16 protein-coding genes are annotated in these 25,871 nt (G+C 73.9%); 12 read left to right on the plus strand and 4 right to left on the minus strand.

The genetic code is table 11. The annotated features are described in order from the left end of the window. Positions 1 to 81: 81 nt before the first annotated feature. The 6 genes from ligA (at position 82) to ACIBPB_RS26285 (ending at position 11,021) form a co-directional block, all read left to right on the plus strand. Positions 82 to 2,217, plus strand: coding sequence for an NAD-dependent DNA ligase LigA (gene ligA, locus ACIBPB_RS26260; protein WP_396842123.1), 2,136 nt, complete (start codon positions 82 to 84; stop codon positions 2,215 to 2,217). Between the two features lie 163 nt (positions 2,218 to 2,380). Next, the gene (locus ACIBPB_RS26265; protein ID WP_396842124.1) at positions 2,381 to 5,101 is read left to right on the plus strand and encodes a putative bifunctional diguanylate cyclase/phosphodiesterase; all 2,721 of its coding nucleotides are present in this window, start codon (positions 2,381 to 2,383) and stop codon (positions 5,099 to 5,101) included. Between the two features lie 150 nt (positions 5,102 to 5,251). Next, on the plus strand, positions 5,252 to 5,557 hold the full coding sequence (gatC, locus tag ACIBPB_RS26270) for an Asp-tRNA(Asn)/Glu-tRNA(Gln) amidotransferase subunit GatC (RefSeq protein WP_046564540.1): 306 nt from the start codon (positions 5,252 to 5,254) through the stop codon (positions 5,555 to 5,557). Further along, a complete protein-coding gene (gatA, locus tag ACIBPB_RS26275; protein WP_396842125.1) occupies positions 5,554 to 7,029 on the plus strand; it encodes an Asp-tRNA(Asn)/Glu-tRNA(Gln) amidotransferase subunit GatA in 1,476 nt (491 codons plus the stop codon). Before gatC ends, gatA begins: the two co-directional genes overlap by 4 nt. A 13-nt stretch (positions 7,030 to 7,042) precedes the next feature. Beyond that, positions 7,043 to 8,542 carry an Asp-tRNA(Asn)/Glu-tRNA(Gln) amidotransferase subunit GatB gene (gatB, locus tag ACIBPB_RS26280; protein WP_357317540.1) on the plus strand — a complete coding sequence of 500 codons (1,500 nt, stop codon included), beginning with the start codon at positions 7,043 to 7,045 and terminating at the stop codon, positions 8,540 to 8,542. 121 nt (positions 8,543 to 8,663) lie between these two features. Then, a complete protein-coding gene (locus tag ACIBPB_RS26285) occupies positions 8,664 to 11,021 on the plus strand; it encodes a transketolase-like TK C-terminal-containing protein (RefSeq protein WP_396842126.1) in 2,358 nt (785 codons plus the stop codon). A 289-nt stretch (positions 11,022 to 11,310) separates the two neighbouring features. Here the strand turns inward: ACIBPB_RS26285 and ACIBPB_RS26290 are convergent, their stop codons facing one another. Continuing rightward, positions 11,311 to 12,939, minus strand: coding sequence for a metallophosphoesterase (locus ACIBPB_RS26290; RefSeq protein ID WP_396842127.1), 1,629 nt, complete (start codon positions 12,937 to 12,939; stop codon positions 11,311 to 11,313). Between the two features lie 122 nt (positions 12,940 to 13,061). Beyond that, positions 13,062 to 14,237 carry a PQQ-dependent sugar dehydrogenase gene (locus ACIBPB_RS26295; protein ID WP_396842128.1) on the minus strand — a complete coding sequence of 392 codons (1,176 nt, stop codon included), beginning with the start codon at positions 14,235 to 14,237 and terminating at the stop codon, positions 13,062 to 13,064. 151 nt (positions 14,238 to 14,388) lie between these two features. On the opposite strand from ACIBPB_RS26295, the gene ACIBPB_RS26300 reads away from it, so the two are divergent. Then, entirely contained in the window at positions 14,389 to 15,315 is a 927-nt protein-coding gene (locus ACIBPB_RS26300; protein WP_396842129.1) for a 2-hydroxyacid dehydrogenase, read from the plus strand. Between the two features lie 11 nt (positions 15,316 to 15,326). Here the strand turns inward: ACIBPB_RS26300 and ACIBPB_RS26305 are convergent, their stop codons facing one another. After that, complete coding sequence (locus ACIBPB_RS26305; RefSeq protein ID WP_357317555.1) at positions 15,327 to 15,704, minus strand: PH domain-containing protein; 378 nt, start codon at positions 15,702 to 15,704, stop codon at positions 15,327 to 15,329. Between the two features lie 238 nt (positions 15,705 to 15,942). Here ACIBPB_RS26305 and ACIBPB_RS26310 point away from each other — a divergent pair, with 238 nt between their 5' ends. Next, positions 15,943 to 18,501, plus strand: coding sequence for an EAL domain-containing protein (locus ACIBPB_RS26310; RefSeq protein WP_396842130.1), 2,559 nt, complete (start codon positions 15,943 to 15,945; stop codon positions 18,499 to 18,501). Between the two features lie 66 nt (positions 18,502 to 18,567). Here ACIBPB_RS26310 and ACIBPB_RS26315 read toward each other — a convergent pair whose 3' ends face one another. After that, positions 18,568 to 19,587, minus strand: coding sequence for a LacI family DNA-binding transcriptional regulator (locus ACIBPB_RS26315; RefSeq protein ID WP_396842131.1), 1,020 nt, complete (start codon positions 19,585 to 19,587; stop codon positions 18,568 to 18,570). Positions 19,588 to 19,970: 383 nt separating this feature from the next. On the opposite strand from ACIBPB_RS26315, the gene ACIBPB_RS26320 reads away from it, so the two are divergent. The 4 genes from ACIBPB_RS26320 to ACIBPB_RS26335 all read left to right on the plus strand — a co-directional run bounded on the left by ACIBPB_RS26320 (position 19,971) and on the right by ACIBPB_RS26335 (position 25,818). Continuing rightward, a complete protein-coding gene (locus ACIBPB_RS26320) occupies positions 19,971 to 21,254 on the plus strand; it encodes an ABC transporter substrate-binding protein (protein WP_396842132.1) in 1,284 nt (427 codons plus the stop codon). Positions 21,255 to 21,337: 83 nt separating this feature from the next. Beyond that, positions 21,338 to 22,351 carry a carbohydrate ABC transporter permease gene (locus ACIBPB_RS26325; RefSeq protein WP_396842133.1) on the plus strand — a complete coding sequence of 338 codons (1,014 nt, stop codon included), beginning with the start codon at positions 21,338 to 21,340 and terminating at the stop codon, positions 22,349 to 22,351. Between the two features lie 114 nt (positions 22,352 to 22,465). Beyond that, entirely contained in the window at positions 22,466 to 23,365 is a 900-nt protein-coding gene (locus ACIBPB_RS26330; protein ID WP_396842134.1) for a carbohydrate ABC transporter permease, read from the plus strand. Then, positions 23,362 to 25,818 carry a glycosyl hydrolase 2 galactose-binding domain-containing protein gene (locus ACIBPB_RS26335; protein ID WP_396842135.1) on the plus strand — a complete coding sequence of 819 codons (2,457 nt, stop codon included), beginning with the start codon at positions 23,362 to 23,364 and terminating at the stop codon, positions 25,816 to 25,818. The genes ACIBPB_RS26330 and ACIBPB_RS26335 overlap by 4 nt, the downstream gene beginning before the upstream one ends. The last annotated feature ends 53 nt before the right edge of the window (positions 25,819 to 25,871 follow it).

Consider the following 25,871-nt stretch of genomic DNA (forward strand, 5'->3'; position numbering starts at 1 on the left):
GGACGGTTGTCGGTACCGACCGCTACGGTTCGGGGGTAGCACGATCACGGGAGGTCGACAGCGGTGGCCGAAGGCGGCAGCGTGTCCGAAGAAGCGGTTCCCCAGGCGGTCAGCCCGGCCCAGGAGGCAGCGGCGGGCGCCGAGCCGACCCCGGAGGCGCGGGAGCGGCACGCCACGCTCAGCCAGGAGCTGACCGAGCACCAGTACCGCTACTACGTGCTGGACGCGCCGATCATCTCCGACGCGGAGTTCGACCAGCAGTTACGCGAGCTGGAGGCGCTGGAGGCGGAGTACCCGGCGCTGCGCACCCCCGACTCGCCGACCCAGCGGGTCGGTGGCACCTTCTCCACCGACTTCACCCCGGTCACCCACGCCGAGCGGATGCTCTCGCTGGACAACGCCTTCGCCGACGAGGAGCTGGCGGCCTGGGCCGAGCGCGTCGAGCGCGACGCCGGGGGCCCGGTGCCCTACCTCTGCGAGCTGAAGGTCGACGGCCTGGCCATCAACCTGACGTACGAGAACGGCCGGTTGGTCCGGGCCGCGACCCGGGGCGACGGGCGCACCGGCGAGGACGTCACCGCCAACGTGCGCAGCATCCGGGACGTGCCGGCCCGGCTCACCCCCGCCGACGACTTCCCCGACGTGCCCGGGTTCCTCGAGGTGCGCGGCGAGGTCTACTTCCCGGTCGCGGCCTTCGCCGACCTCAACGCCGGCCTCGTCGAGCAGGGCAAGGCCCCGTTCGCCAATCCGCGCAACGCCGCCGCCGGCAGCCTGCGCCAGAAGGACCCGCGGGTCACCGCGTCCCGGCCGCTGCGCCTGGTGGTGCACGGCATCGGCGCCCGGAAGGGCTTCCAGCCGGCCGCGCAGTCCGAGGCGTACGCGGCGCTGAAGGCGTGGGGGCTGCCCACCAGCGACCGCTGGCGGGTGGTGCCCGACCTGGCCGGCGTGGCGGACTTCATCGCCTACTACGGCACGCACCGGCACGACGTCGAGCACGAGATCGACGGCGTGGTGGTGAAGGTCGACCCGGTCTCCATCCAGGGCCGGCTCGGCTCGACCAGCCGCGCGCCGCGCTGGGCGATCGCCTTCAAGTACCCGCCGGAGGAGGTCACCACCAAGCTGCTCGACATCGACGTGAACGTGGGGCGTACCGGCCGGGTCACCCCGTTCGCCGTCCTGGAGCCGGTCCGGGTGGCCGGCTCCACGGTCGCCCTGGCGACCCTGCACAACGCCCAGGAGGTCGAGCGCAAGGGGGTGCTGATCGGCGACACGGTGGTGCTGCGCAAGGCCGGTGACGTCATCCCGGAGGTGCTCGGCCCGGTGGTCGACCTGCGCCCCGCCGACGCCCGCCTGTTCGTCATGCCCACCACCTGCCCGGCCTGCGGCACCCCGCTGGCGCCGGCCAAGGAGGGCGACGTCGACATCCGCTGCCCCAACGCCCGCGGCTGCCCGGGCCAGATCCGGGAGCGGGTCTTCTACCTGGCCAGCCGCCGGGTGCTCGACATCGAGGCGCTCGGCGAGAAGAGCGCGGCGGCGCTGCTGGACGGGCAGATCATCACCAACGAGGGCGACCTGTTCCAGCTCGACGCCGAGCAGCTGGCCCGCGCGCCGTTCTTCGTCAACAAGGACGGCACGCTCGGCAGCAACGCCACCAAGCTGCTGGACAACCTGGCGGTGGCCCGGGAGCGGGACCTGTGGCGGGTGCTCGTCGCGCTCTCCATCCGGCACGTCGGCCCGACCGCGGCGCAGGCCCTGGCCCGGCACTTCCGCTCGATCGACGCGATCGAGGCCGCCGGCGAGGAGGAGCTGTCCTCGGTGGATGGTGTCGGCCCGACCATCGCGGCGAGCATCAAGGAGTGGTTCGCCGTCGACTGGCACCGCGAGGTGGTGGCCAAGTGGGCCGCGGCCGGGGTACGGATGGCCGAGGCGGGCGGCGAGGAGGGGCCGCGCCCGCTGGACGGGCTGACCGTGGTGGTCACCGGCACGCTCGCCGGGTTCAGCCGGGATCAGGCGTCCGAGGCGATCCAGAGCCAGGGCGGCAAGGTCACCGGCTCGGTCTCCAAGAAGACCAGTTTCGTGGTGGTGGGGGACAACCCCGGCAGCAAGGCCGACAAGGCGGCCAGCCTCAAGCTGCCGATCCTCGACGAGGACGGCTTCCGGGTGCTGCTGGAGTCCGGCCCGGACGCCGCCCGGGAGGTGGCCCGCGTCGAGGGCTGAGCACCGGCCCATTTTGGATCTTGACGGGACCTTGCCGCGTATACCAACTTAATTACGACTACGACCGATTCGTGACTGTCGTGTCGGGGAAATCGGCACCGAGGGCGTTTCATTGGCGTACGGCGTGTGAACGGGCACGCCCCGGCTGCCCCCGGGAGGTGCGATGGAGACCGCCGATCCGCGAAACTCCGTGCCACCCGGGCGGAGCGGGCCGTTCTTCGGCTTCGTGGTCGCGGTCGGTGTCCTGGCCGTGCTCGTCTCGGCCGGGCCGCTGGCCGGGCTCCCCGGGCGGCTGTCCGCGATGCCGGCGGCCTTCTGGACCATGGCGGCGCTCGCCGTCGCCTGCGACGCCCGACCGTTCCTGCCGCCCGGTCGCCGGGCCGGCTCGGCGGTCTTCCCGTCGACCTGCTTCACCTTCGCCATCCTGCTCGGCTGGGGGCTCGGCCCGGCCGTGGCGGTGCAGGCCGTCGCGGTGGCCGTCTCCGGCTGGCGGATGGGGCACGCCCCCTGGCGCACCGCCTTCAACGCCGCCCAGTACGCCTGCGCCCTCGCCGCCGCGTACGCGGTGACCCGGCTGGGGCCCGGCGGTCTCTTCGACGGGGGGCGGCTGTACTGGACCGACGTGGCGGTGGTCGGCGCCGCCACCGCGGCCTGGTTCGCGGTCAACTACGCGCTGGTCAGCTCCGCGATCCGGCTGCGTTTCGGGGACCGCTGGTGGCCCACCGTCCGGCTCGGCCTCGCGTACGAACTGCTCTCCACCGGGTCGCTGCTGCTGCTCGCCCCGGTGCTGGTGGCCGCCGCCCGGGCCAGCGCCGCGCTGATCCCGCTGGTGCTGGTGCCGCTCTTCGCGGTCTACCGGATGGCCCGGCTCTCCGCCGAGCGGGAGCAGTTGGCCGCGCTCGACCCGCTCACCGGCCTGCCCAACCGCAAGGCCCTGCTCACCGAGGTGGCCGAGCAGGTGCACCTGCACGCCGAGCGGGCCGCCCGGGGTGAGCCGGACGGCCACCTGGCCCTGCTGCTGCTCGACCTGGACCGGTTCAAGCACGTCAACGACGCGCTCGGGCACGCGGTCGGCGACCGGCTGCTGGTCGAGGTGAGCGCCCGGCTGGCCGCGGTGGTCGGCGAGGGTGAGCTGCTGGCCCGGCTCGGCGGCGACGAGTTCGCCATCGTTGTACCCGGGATCACCGGCGCCGAGCAGGCGCGCGAGCGGGCCGGCCGGGTGGTCGCCGCGCTCGCCGAGCCGGTGCCGCTGGACGGGCTGCCGCTGGACGTCGGCGGTTCCATCGGCGTGGCGATCTACCCCGACCACGGCGAGGACTTCGCCACCCTGATGCGCCACGCCGACGTGGCCATGTACGACGCCAAGCACCGCAACGACACGGTCGCCGTCTACGCGGCCGAGTCCGACCACAACTCGGCGGAGCGGCTCAGCCTCCTGGCCGACCTGCGCCGGGTGCTGGAGGCCACGCCGCGCCGGGTCGAGGAGCCAACCCCCGGCGTACGCGGCGGCGACGGCGCGGCCCTGGCGCCCGCGCCGGGCCTGGCCAACCCGGGCCGGACCGCCCGCGGCGACGCGGTCGCCCGCAACGGCGGCCGGGGCCGGCCGGCCCGCCCCGGCGACGGGCGGCGGCGCTGGCTGCGCCGCCGGCCGGCCCGGGTGGAGGGGCGGGCCGACGACGAGCTGATCAACCGGATCGTCACGAGCGCCGACCCGATCCGGCGGCGGTCCCGCGCGCTCGCCGCCGAGGAGCCGGTGGGGGTCGCCGGTGACGCCGCCCGGCTCCCGGAGGCGTCCACCGCCGCCGCCCGCCTCGCCCCCACGTCCGCCCCGCCGCTGGACCGGGACGGCGGGACGACCGACGACCTCACCGGCCGGCCGCGAGGCGGTGCCGGCGAGGCCGGCGAGCAGGCGGCGGCCACCGGTCCGGTACCGGGCGCCGTGACCGACCCCGCCCCGCCCCGGCCGGGCGGGAACGGCCGGCGGCCGGCCGCTCCCCGGGCGGGCGTGCCCGGTGCGGCGGGTCCGGGCGGCGGACCGGGGGACGGTGCGGCGGGTCCGGGCGGGGTGACCGGCGGCGGCCCCGGGGACGGTCCGGCCGGCGACCCGGGCGAGATCACCATGTACTACCAACCGCAGATCGCCATCGCCACCGGCGAGGTCGTCGGGGTGGAGGCGCTGCTGCGCTGGCGGCACCCGCGCCGCGGCATGGTCGACCCGGGGGAGCTGATCCAGGTCGCCGAGCAGAGCGCGGTGATGCGGCTGCTCACCCGCCGGGTGGTCGACGACGTGGTGGAGCAGGTGGCGAAGTGGTCGGCGGCCGGCATCACGCTCCGCGCGGCGCTCAACGTCAGCGTGCGTGACCTGCACACCGGCGAGATCGCCGACCAGATCGCCGACCGGCTCACCCGGTACGGCGTCAGCCCGGACCGCCTCCAGGTGGAGATCACCGAGGGTGCCCTGATGGCCGATCCGCGGCGGGTGCTGGCCAGCATCACCCAGCTGCACCGGATCGGCGTCGGCATCGCGCTGGACGACTTCGGCACCGGGTACTCGTCCCTGCAGCACCTGCGCCGGCTGCCGCTGTCCGAGGTGAAGGTGGACCGGTCGTTCGTCCTCGGCATGGCCGACGACCCGGACGACGCGGCGATCGTCCGGTCGATGATCGAGCTGGCCGGCGCGCTCGGCCTGCGGGTGGTCGCCGAGGGCGTGGAGGACGAGCGCACCTGGCGGCTGCTCCACGCGGCCGGCTGCGACGTGGCCCAGGGCTGGTTCCACGCCCGGCCCATGCCCGCCGCCGACCTGGTCGCCTGGCTGTCCCGGTACCGCCCGGTCCGTCCGGTGGGCCCGGCCGACGGCGACGGCCCCCGCCGCCCGTCCCGCTGAACGGGGCCGCGGGGGAGTCGGGGGCGTCGGGGCGACGGGGCGACGGCGGGACAATAGACTCGCTCCGGTCACCGCGCGTCATCGTCACCGTGGCACGCGCGGCCGGCACACCGCAGACGCAGCAGGACAAGCCACTGAAGGGGGCAGCCGATGGCCGCCATCTCCCGCGAGGAGGTCGCGCACCTCGCGCGACTGTCGCGGCTCGCCGTCACCGAGGAGGAGTTGGACACCTTCGCCGGTCAGCTGGACGTGATCCTCCAGTCGGTCGCCCAGGTCGGCGAGGTCGCCGCGGCGGACATCCCGCCGACCTCCCACTCGGTGCCGCTGACCAACGTCCTCCGCGAGGACGTGGTGACGCCCTGCCTGACCCCGCAGGAGGTGCTCTCGGGCGCGCCCGACGCCGAGGAGCAGCGGTTCCGCGTCCCGCGGATCCTGGACGAGGATGTGGCCTCATGAGCGACCTGACCAAGCTGACCGCCGCCGAGATCGCCGGGCTGGTGGCCACCGGGGAGACCTCGGCCGTCGAGGTGACCCGGGCCCACCTGGACCGGATCACCGCCGTCGAGGACCGGGTCCACGCCTTCCTGCACGTCGACACCGAGGGCGCCCTCGCGGCCGCCCGCGAGGTGGACGAGCGACGGGCCGCCGGCGCCGAGCTGGGCCCGCTCGCGGGCGTGCCGGTCGCCGTGAAGGACGTGCTGGCCACGAAGGGCGTGCCGACCACCGTCGGCTCGAAGATCCTGGAGGGCTGGCGCCCGCCGTACGACGCCACGATCGTGCAGCGGCTGCGCGAGGCCGGCACGGTGATGCTCGGCAAGACCAACATGGATGAGTTCGCCATGGGCTCCTCCACCGAATACTCCGCGTACGGGCCGACCCGTAACCCGTGGGACCTGGAGCGCATTCCGGGCGGGTCGGGCGGCGGCAGCGCCGCGGCGCTGGCCGCGTACGAGGCGCCGCTCTCGATCGGCTCGGACACCGGCGGCTCGATCCGCCAGCCGGGCGCGGTCACCGGCACGGTCGGCGCGAAGCCCACCTACGGCGGCACCTCCCGGTACGGGCTGGTCGCGTTCTCCTCGTCGCTGGACACCCCCGGCCCGTGCGCGCGTACCGTGCTGGACGCCGCGCTGCTGCACCAGGTGATCGGCGGTCACGACCCGCGCGACTCCACCTCGATCCCGGCCCCGGTGCCGGACGTGGTGGTCGCCGCGAAGCTCGGCGCGAACGGCGACCTGACCGGCGTGAAGCTCGGCGTGGTCACCGAGTTCACCGGCGAGGGCGCCGAGCCGGGCGTGATGGCCGCGTTCCGCGAGTCGGTGGAGGCCCTCGCGAAGCTGGGCGCCGAGATCGTCGAGGTCTCCTGCCCGCACTTCAGGTACGCGCTGCCGGCCTATTACCTGATCGCGCCGAGCGAGTGCTCCTCCAACCTGGCCCGGTTCGACGGCGTCCGGTTCGGCCTGCGGGTCGGCGACGACGGCAACCGGTCGCTGGAGGAGGTCATGTCGCTGACCCGCGAGGCCGGCTTCGGCCCCGAGGTGAAGCGCCGCATCATGCTCGGCACGTACGCGCTCTCCTCGGGCTACTACGACGCCTACTACGGGCAGGCGCAGAAGGTCCGTACCCTGATCACCCGGGACTTCACCGCGGCGTTCGAGCAGGTGGACGCGCTGATCTCGCCGACCACCCCGTTCGTGGCCTTCCCGATCGGGGCCCGCACGTCGGACCCGTACCAGATGTACCTGGCCGACCTGTTCACCATCCCGACCAACCTGTACGGCGGGCCGGCGATCTCGGTGCCGTGCGGCCTGGCCGACGGGCTGCCGGTCGGCTTCCAGATCATGGCCCCGACCATGGCCGACGACCGGATGTACCGGGTCGCCGCCGCGCTGGAGTCCACGGTCGGCACCTTCACCCCACCGGCACTGTGAGGCAGGAGCACCGATGACGACGACACTGCCCGCCTACGACGAGGTCGTGGCGCGCTACGAACCGGTGATCGGTCTGGAGACCCACGTCGAGCTGGGCACGAACACCAAGATGTGGTGCGGCTGCCCGACCGACTTCGGCGGCGAGCCGAACACCCGGGTCTGCCCGGTCTGCCTGGGTCTGCCCGGCTCGCTGCCGGTGGCCAACAAGGCGGCCATCGAGGCGACCATCCGGATCGGGCTGGCGTTGAACTGCTCGATCGCCGAGTGGTGCCGGTTCGCCCGAAAGAACTACTTCTATCCGGACATGCCGAAGAACTTCCAGATCAGCCAGTACGACGAGCCGCTGTGCTTCGACGGATACCTGGACGTCGAGGTCAACGGGGAACTCGTGCGGATCGGCATCGAGCGGGTGCACCTGGAGGAGGACACCGGCAAGACGCTGCACGTGGGCGGCGCCACCGGCCGTATCCACGGTGCCACCGAGTCGCTGGTCGACTACAACCGGGCCGGCATCCCGCTGGTCGAGATCGTCACCAAGCCGATCCCCGGCACCGGCGCGCTCGCGCCGGAGGTGGCCCGGGCGTACGTCACGGAACTGCGCGACGTGATCCGCTCGCTGGGCGTCTCCGACGTCCGGATGGAGGAGGGCTCGCTGCGCTGCGACGTGAACACCTCGCTGAACCTGCCGGGCGCGGAGTGGGGCACCCGCACCGAGACCAAGAACGTCAACTCGCTGCGCTCGGTCGAGCGGGCGGTCCGTTCGGAGATGCTGCGCCAGGCTTCGGTGCTGGACGCGGGCGGCCGGATCGTCCAGGAGACCCGGCACTTCCACGAGGACACCGGCGACACCACGTCGGGCCGGTCCAAGGAGACCGCCACCGACTACCGCTACTTCCCGGAGCCGGATCTGGTGCCGCTGGCGCCGGACACCGCCTGGGTGGCCGAGCTGAAGGCGGCCCTGCCGGAGCTGCCGCGGCTGCGCCGCAAGCGGATCCAGCAGGACTGGGGCCTGTCCGACCTGGACATGCAGTCGGTGGTCAACGCGGGCGCGGTCGAGCTGATCGAGGCGACCGTGGCCGCCGGCGCCACCCCGGCCGCGGCCCGCAAGTGGTGGCTGGGCGAGCTGTCCCGCCGCGCCAACGAGACCGGCGGGGAGTTGGCCGACGTGGGCGCCACGCCGGCCCAGGTCGCCGAGCTGCAGGGCCTGGTCGACGCCGGCAAGCTCAACGACAAGCTGGCCCGGGCCGTGCTGGAGGGCGTGGTGGCCGGCGAGGGCTCGCCGACCGAGATCATGACCAACCGGGGGCTGGAGGTCGTCTCGGACACCGGGGCGCTCACCGCCGCCGTGGACGAGGCCATCGCCGCCAACCCGGACGTCGCCGACAAGGTCCGCAGCGGCAAGGTCGCGGCGGCCGGCGCGCTGGTCGGCGCGGTCATGAAGACCACCCGCGGCCAGGCGGACGCCAAGACCGTCCGCGAGCTGATCCTGGAGCGCCTCGGCGCCCAGGGCTGAGCCCCACCCGGAGGGCCGCCGCCGTGACCCGGTGGCGGCCTTTCGACCTCCCCGGAGTACGCGCGCGACCCGCGCCACCCCCTCGCGAGGGCGTCAACGGCGACGCCCGGATGGAGTCACCGTGAACCAGCACGACCTCGACGTCCTCGACGAGATCCAGCGCCGGGTGCTCTGGCTCGCCACCCGCATCGTGGATGCCGCCAACCACGACCGGGACACCGGCGACGGGGTGAAGGTGGGCGGTCACCAGGCGTCCAGCGCCTCGCTGGTCACCGCGATGACCGCGCTCTGGTTCCACCACCTGGACGGCGAGGACCGGGTCGCGGTGAAGCCGCACGCCTCGCCGGTGTTCCACGCCATCCAGCACCTGCTCGGCAACCTCGACCGGTCGTACCTGCCGAAGCTGCGGGCGCGCGGCGGCCTCCAGTCGTACCCGTCGCGGACCAAGGACCCGGACGGGGTGGACTTCTCCACCGGCTCGGTCGGTCTGGGTGCCGCCGCCCCGCTGTTCGCCGCGGTGACCCGCCGCTACGTGGACGCGCACTTCGGCGCCCGGCCGCACTCCCGGTTCGTCGCGCTGATCGGTGACGCGGAGCTGGACGAGGGGAACATCTGGGAGGCGGTCGCCGACCCGGCCACCACCGGCCTGGGCAACGTGATGTGGCTGGTCGACTTCAACCGCCAGTCGCTGGACCGGGTCGTCCCCGGGGTGCGGATCAACCAGTGGCGGGGCCAGTTCGAGGCCGCCGGCTGGCACGTCGTCGAGGTCAAGTACGGCCGCAAGCTGGCCGAGGCGTACGCCCGGCCGGGCGGCGCGACGCTGCGCGACTGGATCGACCTGATGCCCAACGAGCAGTACCAGTCGCTGTTCGGGCTGGCCGGGCCGGCCCTGCGCAAGCAGTTCCTGGACGGCGCGCCGGCCGAGGTGGCGGCCTTCGTGGCGGACATCCCCGACGACGAGCTGGGCCCGCTCGTCACCGACCTGGGCGGGCACGACCTGGAAGCCATGCTCGACGCGTACGCCCAGTGCGACGCGGTCAGCGACCGGCCCAGCGTGGTCTTCGCGTACACGGTGAAGGGGTGGGGGCTGCCGATCGCCGGCAACCCGCGCAACCACTCGGCGCTGCTCAGCACCGAGCAGGTCGACGCGCTGCGGGCGGCGCACGGCCTGACCGCCGAGACCGAGTGGGACCGCCTCGACCCGGCGTCGGAGGCCGGCATCCGGGCCGGCGAGCGCCGGGAGGCGCTGTCCCGCGCGCCGCGCGAGCGGGCGCTGGGCGTCACCGTGCCGGAGACCACCCGGGTACGCGCGAACAAGCCGGTCTCCACCCAGGAGGTCTTCGGCCGGGTGCTGGTCGACCTGGCCCGCGACCCGCAGGTGGCGCCGTACCTGGTCACCACCGCCCCGGACGTGGCCACCTCGACCAACCTGGCCGGGTTCATCAACAAGACCGGCGTGTTCGCTCCCACCGAGCAGCGGTCCTGGACCGAGGACCGGATGCTGCGCTGGACGGAGAGCCCCGGCGGCCAGCACATCGAGCTGGGCATCTCGGAGATGAACCTGTTCCTGCTGCTCGGCCAGCTCGGGCTGTCGTGGGACCTGTCCGGTCAGCCCTTGCTGCCGGTGGGCACCGTCTACGACCCGTTCGTGCTGCGCGGGCTGGACGCCTTCCTCTACGGCACGTACTCCGGTTCCCGGTTCGTGGTGGCCGGCACCCCGTCCGGCATCACGCTGGCCCCGGAGGGTGGCGCGCACCAGTCCACCATCACCGCCTCCGTCGGCCTGGAGCTGCCCGGGGTCACCTTCCTGGAGCCCGCGTACGCCGGCAGCCTCGACTGGCTGCTCTGCGACGCGCTCGGCCAGATCGCCCAGGGGGCGGCGCCGGCGGCCACCGCCGCGCCGGCCGAGGACGGGGCGTACTACTTCCGGCTCAGCACCCGCCCGATCGACCAGGCGCCCTTCGAGGCGGCCCGGGCCCGGATCGGTGACGCCGTGCTGCGCCGGCAGGTGGTGGCCGGCGCGTACCGGCTGGTGGACGCGCACGAGGCGTACCCGCAGCTGGCGGACGCCCCGGTCGTGCAGCTCGCCGCCTCCGGGGCGGTGCTGCCCGAGGTGCTGGCGGCCGCCGCGGAGCTGGCGGAGGAGGGGGTCGCGGCGCACGTGGTCGACGTGACCAGCCTGGACCGGCTCTACCGGGCCTGGCAGCGGACCCTGCGCCAGGGGGTGCGGACGGCGACCGTGCCGAGCGTGCCCGGCGCGCTGCGCTCGGCGTTCGCCGACCGGGTCCCGGTGGTGACCGTGCACGACGCGGCCTCGCACGCGATGGCCTGGCTCGGTTCCGCGCTCGGCGCCCCGGCGGTCCCGCTCGGGGTCGACGAGTTCGGCCAGTCCGGCAGCGTCGCGGAGCTGTACGAGCTGCACGACCTGCTCCCCGGCAGCATCGTCAACGCCGCGCTGGCCGCCCTCTCACTGCGCTGACCCGGCGCCGCCGGCGCCCTTCCGCCTCCGCTCGGCGCCGGCCTCTTCGCCGGCCCGTCGCCGCCTCTTCGGTGGCCTCGTCGCCGGAGGCGGCGGAGCCGCGAGAGTCCGCAGGAGGGCTTGCGGGTGGTCCGGTCGGTCGGCCGGCGGCGGCAGCCGGCGGTGACGGTCCGTGTACCGCTGCGCCGATGGCTGCAGAGCAAAGGCAGAAAACTGGCCGGCTGCCCGGGGGCGGGAGATTACCCTCCGTGATTGAGCGTGCGGCGACCCGGCGACGACCCGGCCCGCCTCAACCCGTGGTGGTGGGGCTGGGGGAGGAGGAGGGCGGGACCGGGGACTCCGAACCGCCCCGGGTCGGGGTGGGGGTGACCGGCACCTGGTCGCCCTTCTTCGGGTCCTGGATCACGTGCCGTTCCAGGTTGACCTGCGACTGGCCGGTGCCGCCGACGGTGATGTCGTCGTACGCCTGGAGCAGTTTCTGCTGGTCGAAGTAGAGCACCGACATGGTCAGCGGGGTGGGCTTCTCGCCCTCCAGGCCGCGCAGCCCGGCACCGCCCGTGGAGCCCTCCACCATCAGCGTGGTCGGTTGCTTGCCCGGCACCTGCGGCAGCTTCGACACCTGGCGGGCATGGGCGTGCCCGGCGAGGACGAGCGGGCAGGTGCCGGAGAGCGGCCCGGCCGAGGCCGGATCGTGCACCAGGGCGATGTCCACCTTCCGTGGCGATTCGTTGACCGTGGTGGCGAGCTGCTCGCCGACCCCGATCACCTGCTCGGCGACCTGCTTGGTGAGTCCGCTGCCGGCCGGGGAGGTCTCCTTGTCCGGGGTGAACCGGGGGTCGCCGATGCCGGCGATGGTCAGCCCGGACACGGTGACGGTGGAGTTGTCCAGCACAATGGCGTTGGGCTGCTGGTCGACCGCCGCCGCCGTCTTCGCCGAGTCGTGGTTGCCCCGGATGTAGACGTACGGCTTCTTCAGCAGGCCGATCGAGCCGACGAAGGACGCCTCCGGCTCGCTGCCCCAGTCGGTGATGTCCCCGGTGTCGATCACCACGTCGATGTTGAACTGCTCCACCACCGTGCGGATCAGCTGCCAGCCCGTCGGGTTGAGGTGCATGTCGGAGACATGCAGCACCCGGGTGGTCCCCGGCGACGGCTGGACCAGCGGCAGGGAGGAGACCGTGGTGTAGAGCTTGCTGACGTTGCCCACCAGCCGCTGGAGCTGCTCGGCGTAGCGGGTGTAGTCGTTGGCGATGCGCCGCGCGTCACCCACGATGGCCGGGGCGTTGACCAGCAGCCCTTCGTAACGGGGCTCCTCGATGGCCTGCGGGCGGACGGTGGCGGCGGCCAGCCCGAGGCTGCCGGCGCCGACCACGAGCGCGAGCCCGCCGGCCCAGGCCATCCGGCGGACGTCCCGGAAGACCAGCCCGGCCAGCAGCACGGTGGCCAGCACCACCGAGGCGAGCGTCCGCAGCCCGAGGCGCATCACCCCGGAGCGGACGTCCTCGACGGCGGACTGGCTGGCCCGGCTGATGCTCGCCGGGTCGTCGATCAGCGCCTCGGTACGCCGCTGGTCGAGCGCACCCAGCTCCACGGTCAGGTAGGCCGGCCCGTCGTGGCTGTCGAGCAGCAGCGCGCCCAGCGGCGGTACGTCCACGGTCGTCCCGCCGCTCAGCGAGGGGCTGAGGTTGAGCTGCGCCCGGAACGGCCCGATGTCGGTGCTGACATGCCCGCCGGCGTACGTGCCGCCGACGACTCCAGCCAGCGTGACCACGAGCAGGGCCAGCACCGTGCCGAGCCGGCGCAGCCAGCCCGGCGGCCGTCCGTTCCGCCGCGGTCGCGACGCCCAGCGGCGGGCGCGCCCGGTGGCCGGGGCCGCCTCGTCCCCGGTGCTGCGCTGCTCGTTCTCCTGGCCGTCCATGCTGAGATTCTGTCCTGCCCGTCGACGGATCTTGGGAAACCGCGGGAAGCGTCGAGCTTCTCACGTGCGACAACTCCAGTTCGGCGCGTCTGGCGCCGCGCGGCGTCCGAGGGGCGGGGCGGTCAACTTCGGCCGGCGCCGCCGTCCGCGAAGACCAGCCGCAGGATCCGGTCGTCCTCCGGCGCCGGCTTGCCCCGCCCGTCCCGGTTGGAGGTGGTCACCCAGATCGAGCCGTCCGGGGCCGCCGCCGCGGCCCGCAGCCGGCCGTACTTGCCGGTGAGCAGGGCCCGTGGCTGCCCGAGCACGGTGCCGTTGCCGGTCAGTTCGACCAGCCAGAGCCGCTCGCCGCGCAGGCAGGCGGTGACCAGCAGCCGCTGCACCGCGGCCAGCCCCGAGCAGGACGCGTCGGCGGTCCGCCACTGGGTGATCGGGTTGACGTAGCGCTTGTCGTCGGCGCGTCCCTCCACCTGCGGCCAGCCGTAGTTGCGGCCCTTGTCGATCTGGTTGATCTCGTCCCAGGTGTTCTGGCCGAACTCGACGGCGTACATCCGCTTCTCCGGCGTCCAGGCGAAGCCCTGCACGTTCCGGTGCCCCAGCGACCAGACCGGGGAGCCGGGGGTGGGATTGCCGGGCGCCGCCTTGCCGTCCCGGGTGATCCGCAGGATCTTGCCGCCGAGGCTCTTCGGGTCCTGTGCGGCGGCGGACCGGCCGGCGTCGCCGGTACTGGCGTAGAGGAAGCCGTCGGGGCCGAAGCCCAGGCCGCCACCGTCGTGGTTGCCGGCCTTGGGGATGCCGGTGAGGATCGGGGTGGGTGCCTTGCCCAGTTCCAGCTTGGCGATCCGGTTGTCCTGCTCGGTGGTGTAGTAGATGAAGACCGTGCGGTCCCGCGCATAGGCCGGGGAGACCGCGATGCCGAGCAGCCCGGCCTCGCCGCCGGCCGCCACGTCGGGCACGGTCTGCGCCACGGTGACGGTCAGGCCCTCCGGCCCGGATCCCGGACCGACCCGCAGGATCCGGCCGCTGTTGCGCTCGGTGACCAGCGCGGCGCCGTCGGGCAGGAAGGCGATCGCCCACGGGACGGTGAGCCCCTTGGCCAGCACGGTGGCGACCACCTGCTGGCCGGCGCCGCCCGGGCTCGCCGACGCGGAGGGGGTCGGCAGGTTCGGCGGCTCGCCGGCCGGGTCCGGTTCAGGCTCGCCGAAAGCGCAGCCGGCGGTGCCCAGCAGCAGCGCCGCGCAGGACGCCGCGAGCGCCGCCCGGAGGCGGCGGGGGCGGTGGTACGGGGGACGCGCGCTCACCCGGCCCAGCCTAGCCGGATGAGCGTGAATCCGGGCCCGCCGGCGTCCGGGCGGTCGGCGCGCCCGACCAGCACGACCTGCCCGTCGTCGACGGTCGGGTCCGCCCGTCCGGCTGCGGCGGCAGGGGGTCGCCCGGCTATCGTCGGCGGTCGTGAAGGTATGGATTCCGCATCGGTCCGGCCGGGAGCTGCTCGGCGAGCTGCCGTCCGGCGTCACGGTGGAGCTGCTGGAGGACCCGGCCCGGCTCCCGTCGTCCCCGTCCGGGGTGCGGTTCTGGGTGCCGCCCTTCCTCTCCGGCCCGGCCGCCGGGGCGCTCCTCGCCGAACTGCCCGACGTCGAGGTGGTGCAACTGCTCTCCGCCGGCGCGGACGCCTGGGTGGGCCGGGTCCCCTCCGGGGTGGCGCTCTGCGACGCCCGGGGCGTGCACGACTCGGCGACCGCCGAGTGGGTGGTCGCGGCGATCCTGTCCGCGCTGCGCGGCTTCGGGCCCCTGGCCCGGGCGCAGGCGCGCCGGGAGTGGGCGTACGACGAGGTGGCGCCGACCGACGAGCTGGCCGGCAAGCGGGTGCTGATCGTCGGCGCCGGGTCGATCGGCGCCGCGGTCCAGGCCCGGCTGGACCCGTTCGAGGTCGACTTCACCCTGGTCGCCCGCACGCCGCGCCCCGCCGACGGGGTGCACGGGGTGGACGAGCTGCCCGCGCTGCTGCCCGAGGCGGACGTGGTGGTGCTGTTGGTGCCGCTCACCGAGCAGACCCGAGGGCTGGTCGACGAGAAGTTCCTGGCCGCCATGCCGGACGGGGCACTGCTGGTCAACGCCGCCCGGGGCCCGGTGGCCCGGACGTCGGCGCTGGTCGCCGAGCTGGCCTCCGGCCGGCTGCGGGCCGCGCTGGACGTCACCGATCCGGAGCCGCTGCCCGCCGACCATCCCCTGTGGGAGCTGCCGAACGTGCTGCTCACCCCGCACGTGGCCGGCTCGGTACGCGGCCTGCTGCCGCGGGCGTACCGGCTGGTGGGGGCGCAACTGCGCCGCTTCGTGGCGGGAGAGCCGCTGGCGAACCGGGTGGTGGACGGGTACTGAACGTCGGTCGCTCAGCCGGCGCCCTCGGTGAGTTCCTGCCCGGTGGCGGCGACCAGGCGGGGCAGGTCGCCGGCGCGTACCGCCGGGAGCACCAGCACCTCGCCGTCGTCGAGCCGGACGAGGGCCCGCCCGCGATCGTCGGCGGTCAGCTCGGCCACCCGCTGCCAGGGGATCCGCCGTTGCCCGAGGAGCGCGCGCAACCGCAGCTCGCGGGCGTCGGCGTCGGTGCCGGAGCGCCAGGCCCAGATCGCCACGGCGAGGGGCAGGAGCAGCACCCAGGACAGCCACCAGCGGGCGCTGGCCAGCGGCAGCGCGCCGATGAGCGCGACGATCGCGGCGACCAGGATGGCCTGGTTGCGGCGGAAGTGGACGGTCTCGGCGCGGCTCACCCTCCGATGATCGCACCCCGGGCTGGCGGGGATCCCGGCGGGCGGGACTACTGGTCCCTTCGAAGGAAGTGTGACGAAGGCCACTGTGTAACCGCGTAACGTCTCGTATCGAGGATCGTTTCTAGGCGTGGCCGCGCCGGCCCACCCGGCGTCGTCCGCGACCGTCACCCCGACCGCACCACCCCGCACGCCGCACCGCAACCGCACCGCCCCGTGCCCCCTCACGAAGGCGATCGCCGTGCTCGTCACTCACCCCGCCACCCCACCCCGTCGCCACCCACCCCGTCGCCGCCCACCGCTGGCCGACCTCCACGTGTCGCTGGCCGGCACCCTGCTCGTCCTGGCCGGGGCCGTCGGCCTGGTCCCGGCCCACTCGGCCGTGGCGCTCACCGTCGCCGCCGGCTGCGCCCTGGCCTGCGTCCGGCTCGCCTGGCTGGCCGGCAGCCCGCCCGCCACCCGCGCCTCCGGCCCGCCCGCTCCCGCGACCCCGCCGGGTTCCGCAACGGCGCCGGGCTTCGGAACGCCGCCGGGCTTCGGAACGCCGCCGGGTTCCGGAACGCCGCCGGGTTCCGGAACGCTGCCGGGTTCCGGGGTGCCGCCGGGTTCCGGAACGCTGCCCGGTCGGGAGGCCGTGCCCGCTGCCGGGACCGTGCCCGCTGCCGGGACCGTGCCCGCTGCCGGGACCCCGCCCGGCCCGGGGACGTCCCGGGGCGCCGGGAACGCACCGACGCCCGGCGCGGCGCCGACCGGCCGGCAGGCCCGCCGGATCGCGCTGTCGCGGCGCGTCGCGGCGATCCTGGACGCCGCGGTGCTGGTCGCCGGGCTCAGCGTGGCCGTGCTGCCGCTGACCGGGGCGCCGCACCGGCTGGTGGTCGCCCTGATCGGCCTGGCCGTCAGCCTGCCCCTGTACGCGGTGGCCCTGCTCCGGCTGCCCGGCCGGTCCCGGCTCTCCCGGGCGGCGCGGATGCGCCGCACCGTCGACGTCGTCGGCCTCGGGGTCAGCCTGGCCTTCGCCGGCTGCGTGCTGCTGCCGCCGGGGGCCGGTCCCCCGGTGGCGCGTCCGGTCACCGCCGCCGGCGCGTTCGGGCTGGCGGTGCTGTTCGCCGCGGCGCTGGCCGAGCGGCGGCGCCGGCCGGGCGCGGCCCGCTGCTTCAGCGGCGCGGCGGCCACCCTGGGCGGGCTCACCGTGCTCGTGGTGCTGCTCGCCTACGAGGCGCCGGAGCGCGCGGTGCTCCTGGTCGCGCCGCCGCTGCTGCTCGGGGCCCTGCTCACCGCCGCGGGCGCCCGGCGCGTGGCGGCCGGCGAGCGGCCCGCGCCGGGTGGGCCGCCGGCGGCCTGGCCGGCGTTGACCGGGCCGGCCGGCGTCGCCGCGCTCGCCGCCGGCGCCCACCTGTGGCTGGTGGGGGAGTTCTCCGGCCCGGAGATGGTGCTCGGGCTGGGCGTCATCCCGCCCATGGTGCTGCGGGAGGTGCTCGCCGCGGCGGACCAGCGGCGGCGCGCCGAGCGGCTGGCCGCCCGGGAGGCCCGGCTGGGCGTGCTGGCCGGCGCCGGCCGACCGGCCCTGGACGGGCCGGCCGCCGACCCGCTCGCGACCCTGGCCGACCGGCGCGAACTGCTGCGCCGGCTCGCCGGGCGGGAGGGCGGCGCGCTGCTCGTGGTGGACCTGCACGCGGCGGACGACGCGCCGGTCGCCCCGCTGCTCGCCCAGGTGGCCCGCCGGCTACTGGCCGGTCGCGGTCCGGGTGACCTGGTGGCCCGCCTCTCCGGCACCGAGTTCGCGGTGCTCACCGACGTCGGGCCGGTGCTCGCCTACGGCCTGGGTGACCGGCTGCTGGCGGCGCTGACCGAGCCGTTCCCGCAGCCCGCCGGGGTGGCCCGGCTGCGGGTCAGCGTCGGGCTGGCGGAGACCACCGGCGGCGACCCGGAGGACGTGCTGCGGCAGGCGGAACTCGCCCGGCGGCGCGCGGTGCAGCTCGGCCGGGACCGGGTCGAGTGGTACGACGCGTACCTGGAGGAGCAGCTCGTCCGCCGGCTGGACCTGGAGCGGGAGCTGCCCGGCGCGGTCGCCCGGGGCGAGCTGGATCTGGTCTACCAGCCGGTGCTGGCGCTGGCCGACCGGCTGCCGGTGGGCACCGAGGCGCTGTTGCGCTGGCGCAGCCCGGTGCTGGGCACGGTGCTGCCGGACGAGGTGCTGCCGGTGGCGGCGGATCTGGACCTCGCCGGGGAGGTGGGGCGCTGGGTGCTGGACCGGGCCTGCCGGCAGCTCGCCAACTGGTCGGACGGGGGCCGGGAGCTGTGGATGGCGGTCAACGTGACGCCCCGCGAGCTGTCCGCGCCCGACTTCGTGGCCCGCACCGCGACCGCGCTGGCCGCGTACGACGTGCCGCCCGAGCGGCTGGTGGTGGAGGTGGCCGAGCCGGCGGTGGCCGCCGAGCTGCCCACCGTGGTGGCCCGGTTCGCCGGTCTCCGCTCCCTCGGGGTGCGTACCGCGCTGGACGACTTCCGGGCCGAGCACGCCTCCCTGGCCCAGCTCCGGCGGCTGCCGATCGACCTGCTCAAGGTCGGCCCGCATCTGGTCGGGCCGGTGCCGGACGGGCAGCGCCCGCTGATCGACGTGGTGGCCGCCCTGGGCGACCGGCTGGGCGTGGAGGTGGTGGTGGAGGGGTTGGAGTCGGACGCCCAGGTGGCCGGGGCGCGCCGCGCCGGCTGCCGGTACGGGCAGGGTTTCGCGCTCGCCCGGCCGGCGACCGCGGAGCGGGTGGAGGCGTGGTTCGAGGAGTTCCCCTCGACGCGCTGAGCTGCCGACGACCGGGCCGGGCCGCCCACCGGGGGCAGGCGCCGTTCCGGGCGGGACTGAACCGGTTCACCGACTCCGCGGCGGGGCGGTGCTGCCGCGCGGGGTGAGGTGGGCCGTCTCGTCCTGCAGCCCGCTGACCGGCTCGCCGGCGATCACGGCGAGCAGCTGCCGGGCGGCGTGCGCGCCGTACGCCGGGATGTCCCGGCCGAGCGCGGTCAGTGGCGGGTGCACGAGCTGACAGAGCGGGGAGTCGTCCCAGGCCACGATGGACAGGTCGCCCGGCACGGCGAGCCCCATCTCCTGGGCGACCGAGAGCCCGGCGATGGCCATCACGTCGTTGTCGTAGATCACCGCGGTCGGCCGCTGGGCGGAGCTGAGCAGCCGACGGGTGGCCCGCGCCCCCTCCTCGCCGGTGTAGTCGGACCAGACCGTGGCGGCGTCGTCGAGCCCCAGCCGCCGGCACACCTCGGCGAACGCCTCGGTGCGGATCTCGGTGTGCAGCAGCGAGGGCAGGCCGCCGACCCGGGCGATCCGCCGGTGCCCGAGCGCGACCAGGTATTCCACGGTCTCCACCAGCGCCGCCGCGTCGTCGGACCAGACGCTGGCCAGGCTGCCGGTGTGGCCGGGACCGCCGATCACCACGGCGGGCAGTTGCAGCTCCTCCAGTGCCGGCACCCGCCGGTCGTCGGTGCGCAGGTCGCAGACGAAGACGCCGTCCACCCGGCGCTCGGCCCACCACCGCCGGTAGACCGCGATCTCCGCCTCGTGGTCGGCGACCACCTGGAGGGTCAGCGCGTACGAGCGGGCGGAGAGTTCGGCCTCGACGCCGCTGATCAGCTCCATGAAGAAGGGCTCGATGCCCAGTATCCGGGCCGGCCGGCACAGGGCCAGCCCGACCGCCTTGGCGGTGGCGCCGGAGAGCGCCCGGGCCGCGCTGCTCGGGCTGAAGCCGATCTCGGCGGCGATCGCCAGGATGCGCTGGCGGGTCGCCTCGGAGACGCCGGGCTGCCCGTTCAGCGCGTAGGAGACCGCGCCCTTGGAGACCCCGGCGCGCCGGGCGACATCGGCGATGGTCGGCCGCTTCACCGGCGCGCTCCTCCACTTCTCGGGCCCCGTCGGGGCGGTCCGTCCGCCGCCGGTTCGACCGGCGGCTGCCACGCTACTGCACCGGGCCGACCGGCCCGTCGCCCTGGCGAGCTTCGGAACCGGACCGGACGGCCGGCCACTTGCGCGGTTAAGCGTACGGGTTGGCCGGGGGGTCGTCGCCACCCCTCCACCCTCGATCGTGCGCCAGAAAGCGCTCTACCAGTCAACATTGCGCTCTCGTAGCGCCGAGAAGGCCATTGAGGGATCGCGCCGTTAACCGCCCGTTGACAGTCCAGAGGGCGGACCGTACGGTGTGCTCACTTATCCGGTTCAGTCAACGTTCCTCTATCTCGGGAGCGTTCCCATTTGGCGCGGAGGATGACATGAGACGGTCCTGGACGCACTGGGCCCGGGTGGCCGCCGTGGGTGCAGTAAGCCTGGTCATGGTCGCGGCGTGCAGCGGCAAGAGCAGCACCGGCGGTGGGGACTCGGCGGGTGGCCAGGTCACCTTGAAAATCAACTTCTGGGGCGACTTCGGGCTCCAGGACCTGAAGACCCGGTACGAGGCCGACCACCCGAACATCAAGATCCAGCTGAACTCCGGCGAGTACAACGCCCAGCACGAGGACCTGCAGAAGAAGCTGGTCGCCGGCAACGGCGCACCGGACATCGCGGCCATCGACGAGGGCTTCATGGTCCAGTTCCGCAGCCAGTCCGACAAGTTCGTCAACCTGCTGGACAAGGGCGCCGGGGAGTACGAGAGCAAGTACCTGCCCTGGAAGTGGAAGCAGTCCCTGTCGGCCGACGGCAAGACCCAGATCGGCCTCGGCACCGACGTCGGCGGCCTGGCGATGTGCTACCGGACCGACCTGTTCAAGGCCGCCGGCCTGCCCACGGAGCGCGACCAGGTCTCCGCGCTCTGGCCCACCTGGGACAAGTTCATCGAGGTCGGCCAGGAGTACACCGGCAAGACCAGGAAGAAGTTCATCGACTCCGGCACCAACCTGTTCAACCCGATCCTTGGCCAGCAGCCGGTCGGCTTCTACAACGAGCAGGACCAGCTCCAGATGGACGGCGGCCCGAAGGTCGCCTTCGACTACACCGTCAAGGCGGTCCAGGCCGGCCTGTCCGCCAACCTGGCCAGCTTCCAGGCCGACTGGGACAAGGGCTTCACCAGCGGCTCCTTCGCGGTGCTCGCCTGCCCGGCGTGGATGCTCGGCCACATCAAGGACACCGCCCCCGGCACCGAGGGCAAGTGGGACATCGCCGCGGTCCCCGGCGGCGGCGGCAACTGGGGCGGCTCGTTCCTGACCATTCCCAAGCAGGGCAAGCACGTCGACGAGGCGTACCAGCTGCTGAAGTGGCTGGTCGCGCCCGAGCAGCAGATCGAGATCTTCAAGAAGGTCGGCAACCTGCCCTCGCAGCCGGCGCTCTACGCCGACCCGGCGATCGCCGACTTCAAGAACCCGTTCTTCAACAACGCGCCGGTCGGGCAGATCTTCCCGAAGATGGCCCAGGGCCTGACCCCGCAGTACCTCGGCAAGAAGAACGGCCCGACCCGGGTCGCCGTGGAGAACGTCATCACCCGGGTGCAGAACAAGAGCCTGAAGCCGGACGCCGCCTGGGGCGAGGCGGTCAAGCAGGCCGAGAAGGCCGCCAACTCCTGACCCAGCACCGGTGGCGGGGCGGGCGGTGGCCCGCTCCGCCACCGCCTCACCCCGTCACCCGATCCCGGCCCTGGAGTGTTCCGATGTCCACCACCCGTGCCGCGCCCGCGCCGTCGAGCCCGCGTTCCGCGCCGAGGCGCGGCCGCTCCGCCGACGACCGGCGGCTGACCTGGCGCGACCGGCTGTACCGCTTCGACCTGCGCTACCTGCCGTACCTGATGGTCGCGCCGTTCTTCCTGCTGTTCATCGTGTTCGGGCTCTTTCCGCTGCTCTACAACGGCGTGGTCTCGCTGCGCAACTACCGGCTCGACGACCCGACGCTGCCGTACTGGGCCGGGTTCGAGAACTTCGGCAAGCTCGTCGGCGACGAGGACTTCTGGAACGCCCTCTACAACACCTTCGGCATCTTCCTGCTCTCCTCGGTGCCGCAACTGCTGCTCGCGCTGGTGGTCGCCGCACTGCTGAACCGCCGGCTGCGGGCGCAGACCTGGTGGCGGGTCGGGATGCTGCTGCCGTACGTGACGCCGATCGTCGCCTCCACGATGGTGTTCAGCGTCTTCTTCTCCCGCGACTTCGGCATGGCCAACTGGGTGCTCGGCCTGGTCGGCCTCGGCGGCCCGGACGACCCGATCGACTGGCGGGCCGACAAGCTGCACGCCTGGATCGCCGTCGCCACGATGGTCAACTGGAAGTGGATCGGCTACAACGCTCTGCTCTACCTGGCGGCCATGCAGTCCATCCCGCGCGACGTCTACGAGGCGGCCGCCATCGACGGCGCCGGGCCCTGGAAGCAGCTCTGGCGGATCACCGTGCCGATGATCCAGCCGGTCGTGCTCTTCACGGTCATCCTCTCCACGATCGGCGGGCTGCAGCTCTTCACCGAGCCGATGCTCTTCGACCCGAACGCGCAGGCCGCCACCGGTGGGCCGAACGGCGAGTGGCAGACCATCGCCCAGCTCATCTACAAGGTCGGCTGGAAGGACCTCAACCTCGGCTACGCCGCGGCGATGTCCTGGGCGCTCTTCCTGATCATCCTGATCGTCGCCGGCATCAACTACCTGCTGACGAACCGCCTGTCCGGAGGTGGCAACCGGTGAGCGCGAGGAACGCAGCGCAGCGGAGTACCGCAGTCGCGAACGAAAGGGAAGCCCGGTGAGCGCGAGGAACGCAGCGCAGCGGAGTACCGCAGTCGCGAACGAGAGGAGGCACTGATGACCGCCGTGGCACCCCCGCGTACCGCCGCGCCGGCCCGCCGCCGGCCGCGGCTGGTGGGCCGGGCCCCGCAGGACACCGCGGCCGGGTTCTGGACCTACCTGTTCCTCGCCGTGACGATGCTGTTCGCGGCGTTCCCGCTGTACTGGATGTTCGTCATCGCCACCAGCGACGACGAGGCGCTCGCCAAGCTGCCGCCGGCGATCGTCCCGGGCGACCGGTTCCTGACCAACGTCGAGGAGGTCTTCTCCCTCCAGGACGTCTACTTCGCCGCCTCGCTGGTCAACAGCGTCATCGTCTCGACCGTGGTGACCGCCTCGGTGCTCTTCTTCTGTTCGCTGGCCGGGTTCGCCTTCGCCAAGCTGCGGTTCCGGGGCAGCCGTGCGCTCATGCTCTTCGTGGTGCTGACCCTGACCGTGCCGAACCAGCTCGGCATCGTGGCGCTCTACATCGTGATGGGCAAGCTCGGCTGGAACGGCACCCTGCTCGCGGTCATCGCCCCCGGCCTGGTCACCGCGTTCGGCGTGTTCTACATGCGGCAGTTCATCCTGAACACCGTCCCGGACGAGCTGGTCGAGTCGGCCCGGGTGGACGGCGCCACCACCATGCGGGTGTACGGCACCATCGTGCTGCCCGCGATCCGTCCGGCCCTCGCGGTGCTCGGCCTGCTCACCTTCGTGGCCACCTGGAACGACTTCCAGTGGCCGCTGATCACGCTGGGCGGCACCGACTTCCCGACCTCGATGGTGGCGGTCTCCGACCTGGCCAGCGGCAATTATGTGATCTACCGGCGGGTGCTGGCCGGCGCGCTCATCGCGACCGCCCCCCTGCTGGTCATGCTGTTCATCGGTGGACGTCAGATCGTCCGCGGAATCATGGAAGGCGCGGTGAAGTCGTGACGTGGCAGGAGTTGCCCGAGGGTTGGGTGCTGCGGGCCGTACCGGGTCCGCAGGTGCCGCCGGAGGTCGCCGGGCAGGCGGTACCGGCCACCGTGCCCGGCTGTGTGCACACCGACCTGCTGGCCGCCGGCCTCATCGCCGACCCGTACCTGGACGACAACGAGAACCGGCTCGGCTGGATCGGCCGGACCGACTGGCGCTACGAGACCAGCTTCGCCTGGCAGCCGGGCGACCAGGACCGGGTCGACCTGGTCTGCGCCGGGCTGGACACGGTCGCCACGGTCGCCGTGAACGGCGTCGAGGTCGGCCGCACCGAGAACCAGCACCGCGGCTACCGGTTCCCGGTCGGTGCGCTGCTGCGCCCCGGCGCGAACACGCTGACCGTCCGCTTCGACTCGGCCTACCGCTACGCCGAGGCGCACCGGGACCGGCTCGGCGACCGGCCGAACGCCTACCCGGAGCCGTTCGCCTTCATCCGCAAGACCGCCTGCAACTTCGGCTGGGACTGGGGACCCACCGTGGTCACCGCCGGCATCTGGCAGGAGATCGGCCTGCACTCCTGGTCGACCGCCCGGCTGGCGACGGTCCGCCCGCTGGTCACCGTCGCCGGGGGCACCGGCCGGGTGGCGGTGCACGTCGAGGTCGAGCGGGCGGCCGAGGAGCCGCTGACCGTGCACGCCGCGGTGGCCGGCGTGGCCGTCGAGGTCACCGTGCCGGCGGGGGAGCGCGCGGCCGTGGCGACGCTCACCGTCGCGGACCCCGAGCTGTGGTGGCCCGCGGGGTACGGCGAGCAGCCGCTGTACGACCTCGAGGTGACCCTGCGCGCGGCGGACGGCCGGACGCTGGACGCCTGGTCCCGCCGGATCGGTTTCCGCTCGGTACGCCTGGACACCGCCCCGGACGCGCACGGCTCGGCGTTCACCCTGCACGTCAACGAGGTGCCGGTGTTCGTCCGGGGCGTCAACTGGATCCCGGACGACGCGTTCCCCAACCGGGTCACCCGGTCCCGGCTGGCCGAGCGGTTCGGCCAGGCGCTCGGGGCGAACGTCAACCTGCTCCGGGTCTGGGGCGGCGGCCGGTACGAGTCGGCGGACTTCTACCAGCTCGCCGACGAGCTGGGCCTGCTGGTGCAGCAGGACTTCCTCTTCGCCTGCGCCGCGTACCCGGAGGAGGAGCCGTTCCGCACCGAGGTCGAGGCGGAGGCCCGGGTGCAGGTCACCCAACTCGCCGTGCATCCCTCGCTGGTGCTCTGGACGGGCAACAACGAGAACATCTGGGGCTGGCACGACTGGGACTGGCAGGAGCCGCTCGCCGGCCGCACCTGGGGGCGGGGCTACTACCTGGACCTGCTGCCCCGGATCGTCGGTGAGCTGGACCCGACCCGGCCGTACTGGCCGGGCAGCCCGTGGTCGGGCCGGGAGGAGATCCACCCCAACGACCCGGCGCACGGCACCATGCACATCTGGGACGTCTGGAACACCGACGACTACCTGAAGTACCGGGAGTACCGGCCGCGGTTCGTCGCCGAGTTCGGCTACCAGGCGCCCGCGGCGTACGCGACCCTGCGCCGGTCGATCTCCGACCGGCCGTTGGCGGCCGACTCGCCGGGGATGGCCCACCACCAGAAGGCGATCGACGGCGATCGGAAGCTCCAGCGCGGGCTGGACGCGCACCTGCCGGCCCCGGCCGACTTCGACGACTGGCACTACTACACCCAGCTCAACCAGGCCCGCGCCATCCAGGTCGGCGTCGAGCACTTCCGGTCGCTCCGGCCGGTCTGCATGGGCACCATCGTCTGGCAGCTCAACGACTGCTGGCCGGTCACCTCCTGGTCGGCGGTGGACGGCGACGGCCGGCGCAAACCGCTCTGGTACGCGCTGCGCCGCGCGTACGCCGACCGGCTGTTGACCGTGCAGCCGCGCGGCGGCGGGCTGGCGCTGGTCGCGGTGAACGAGACCGCCGGGGTGTGGCGCGCGCCGGCCACGGTCACCCGGCTGGTGCTGGACGGGGAGCCGCGGGCGAAGACCTCGGTGGAGCTGGACGTGCCGGCGTACTCCTCGGTGGTGCTGGCGCTGCCGGCGGAGCTGGCGCGGCCGGACGAGGCCCGGCGCGAGCTGCTGGTCGCGGAGGCCGGCGACACCGCCGAGCGGGCGCTGTGGTTCTTCGCCGAGGACCGGGAGGTCGAGTGGCCGGCGGCCGAGCTGGACGCCACGGTCGAGCCGGCCGGCGACGGCCAGCGGGTCCGGGTCACCGCGCGGACGGTGCTGCGCGACCTGACCGTGTACCCGGACCGGCTCGACCCGTCGGCGCAGGTGGACCAGGCCCTGGTCACCCTGCTGCCGGGAGAGTCGGCGACGTTCACGGTACGCGCGGACGCCCCGCTCGATCCGGTGGCACTGACCCGCCGCCCGGTGCTGCGCTGCGTGAACGACATCACCGGCGATACGGCGTGACCTGGCTGGCCGATGCGCTGTGGGCCCTGACCGGGTGCCGGCGCGACCGAGGC

It is taken from the genome of Micromonospora sp. NPDC049836 (genome assembly GCF_044465125.1).
GTDB lineage: Bacteria > Actinomycetota > Actinomycetes > Mycobacteriales > Micromonosporaceae > Micromonospora.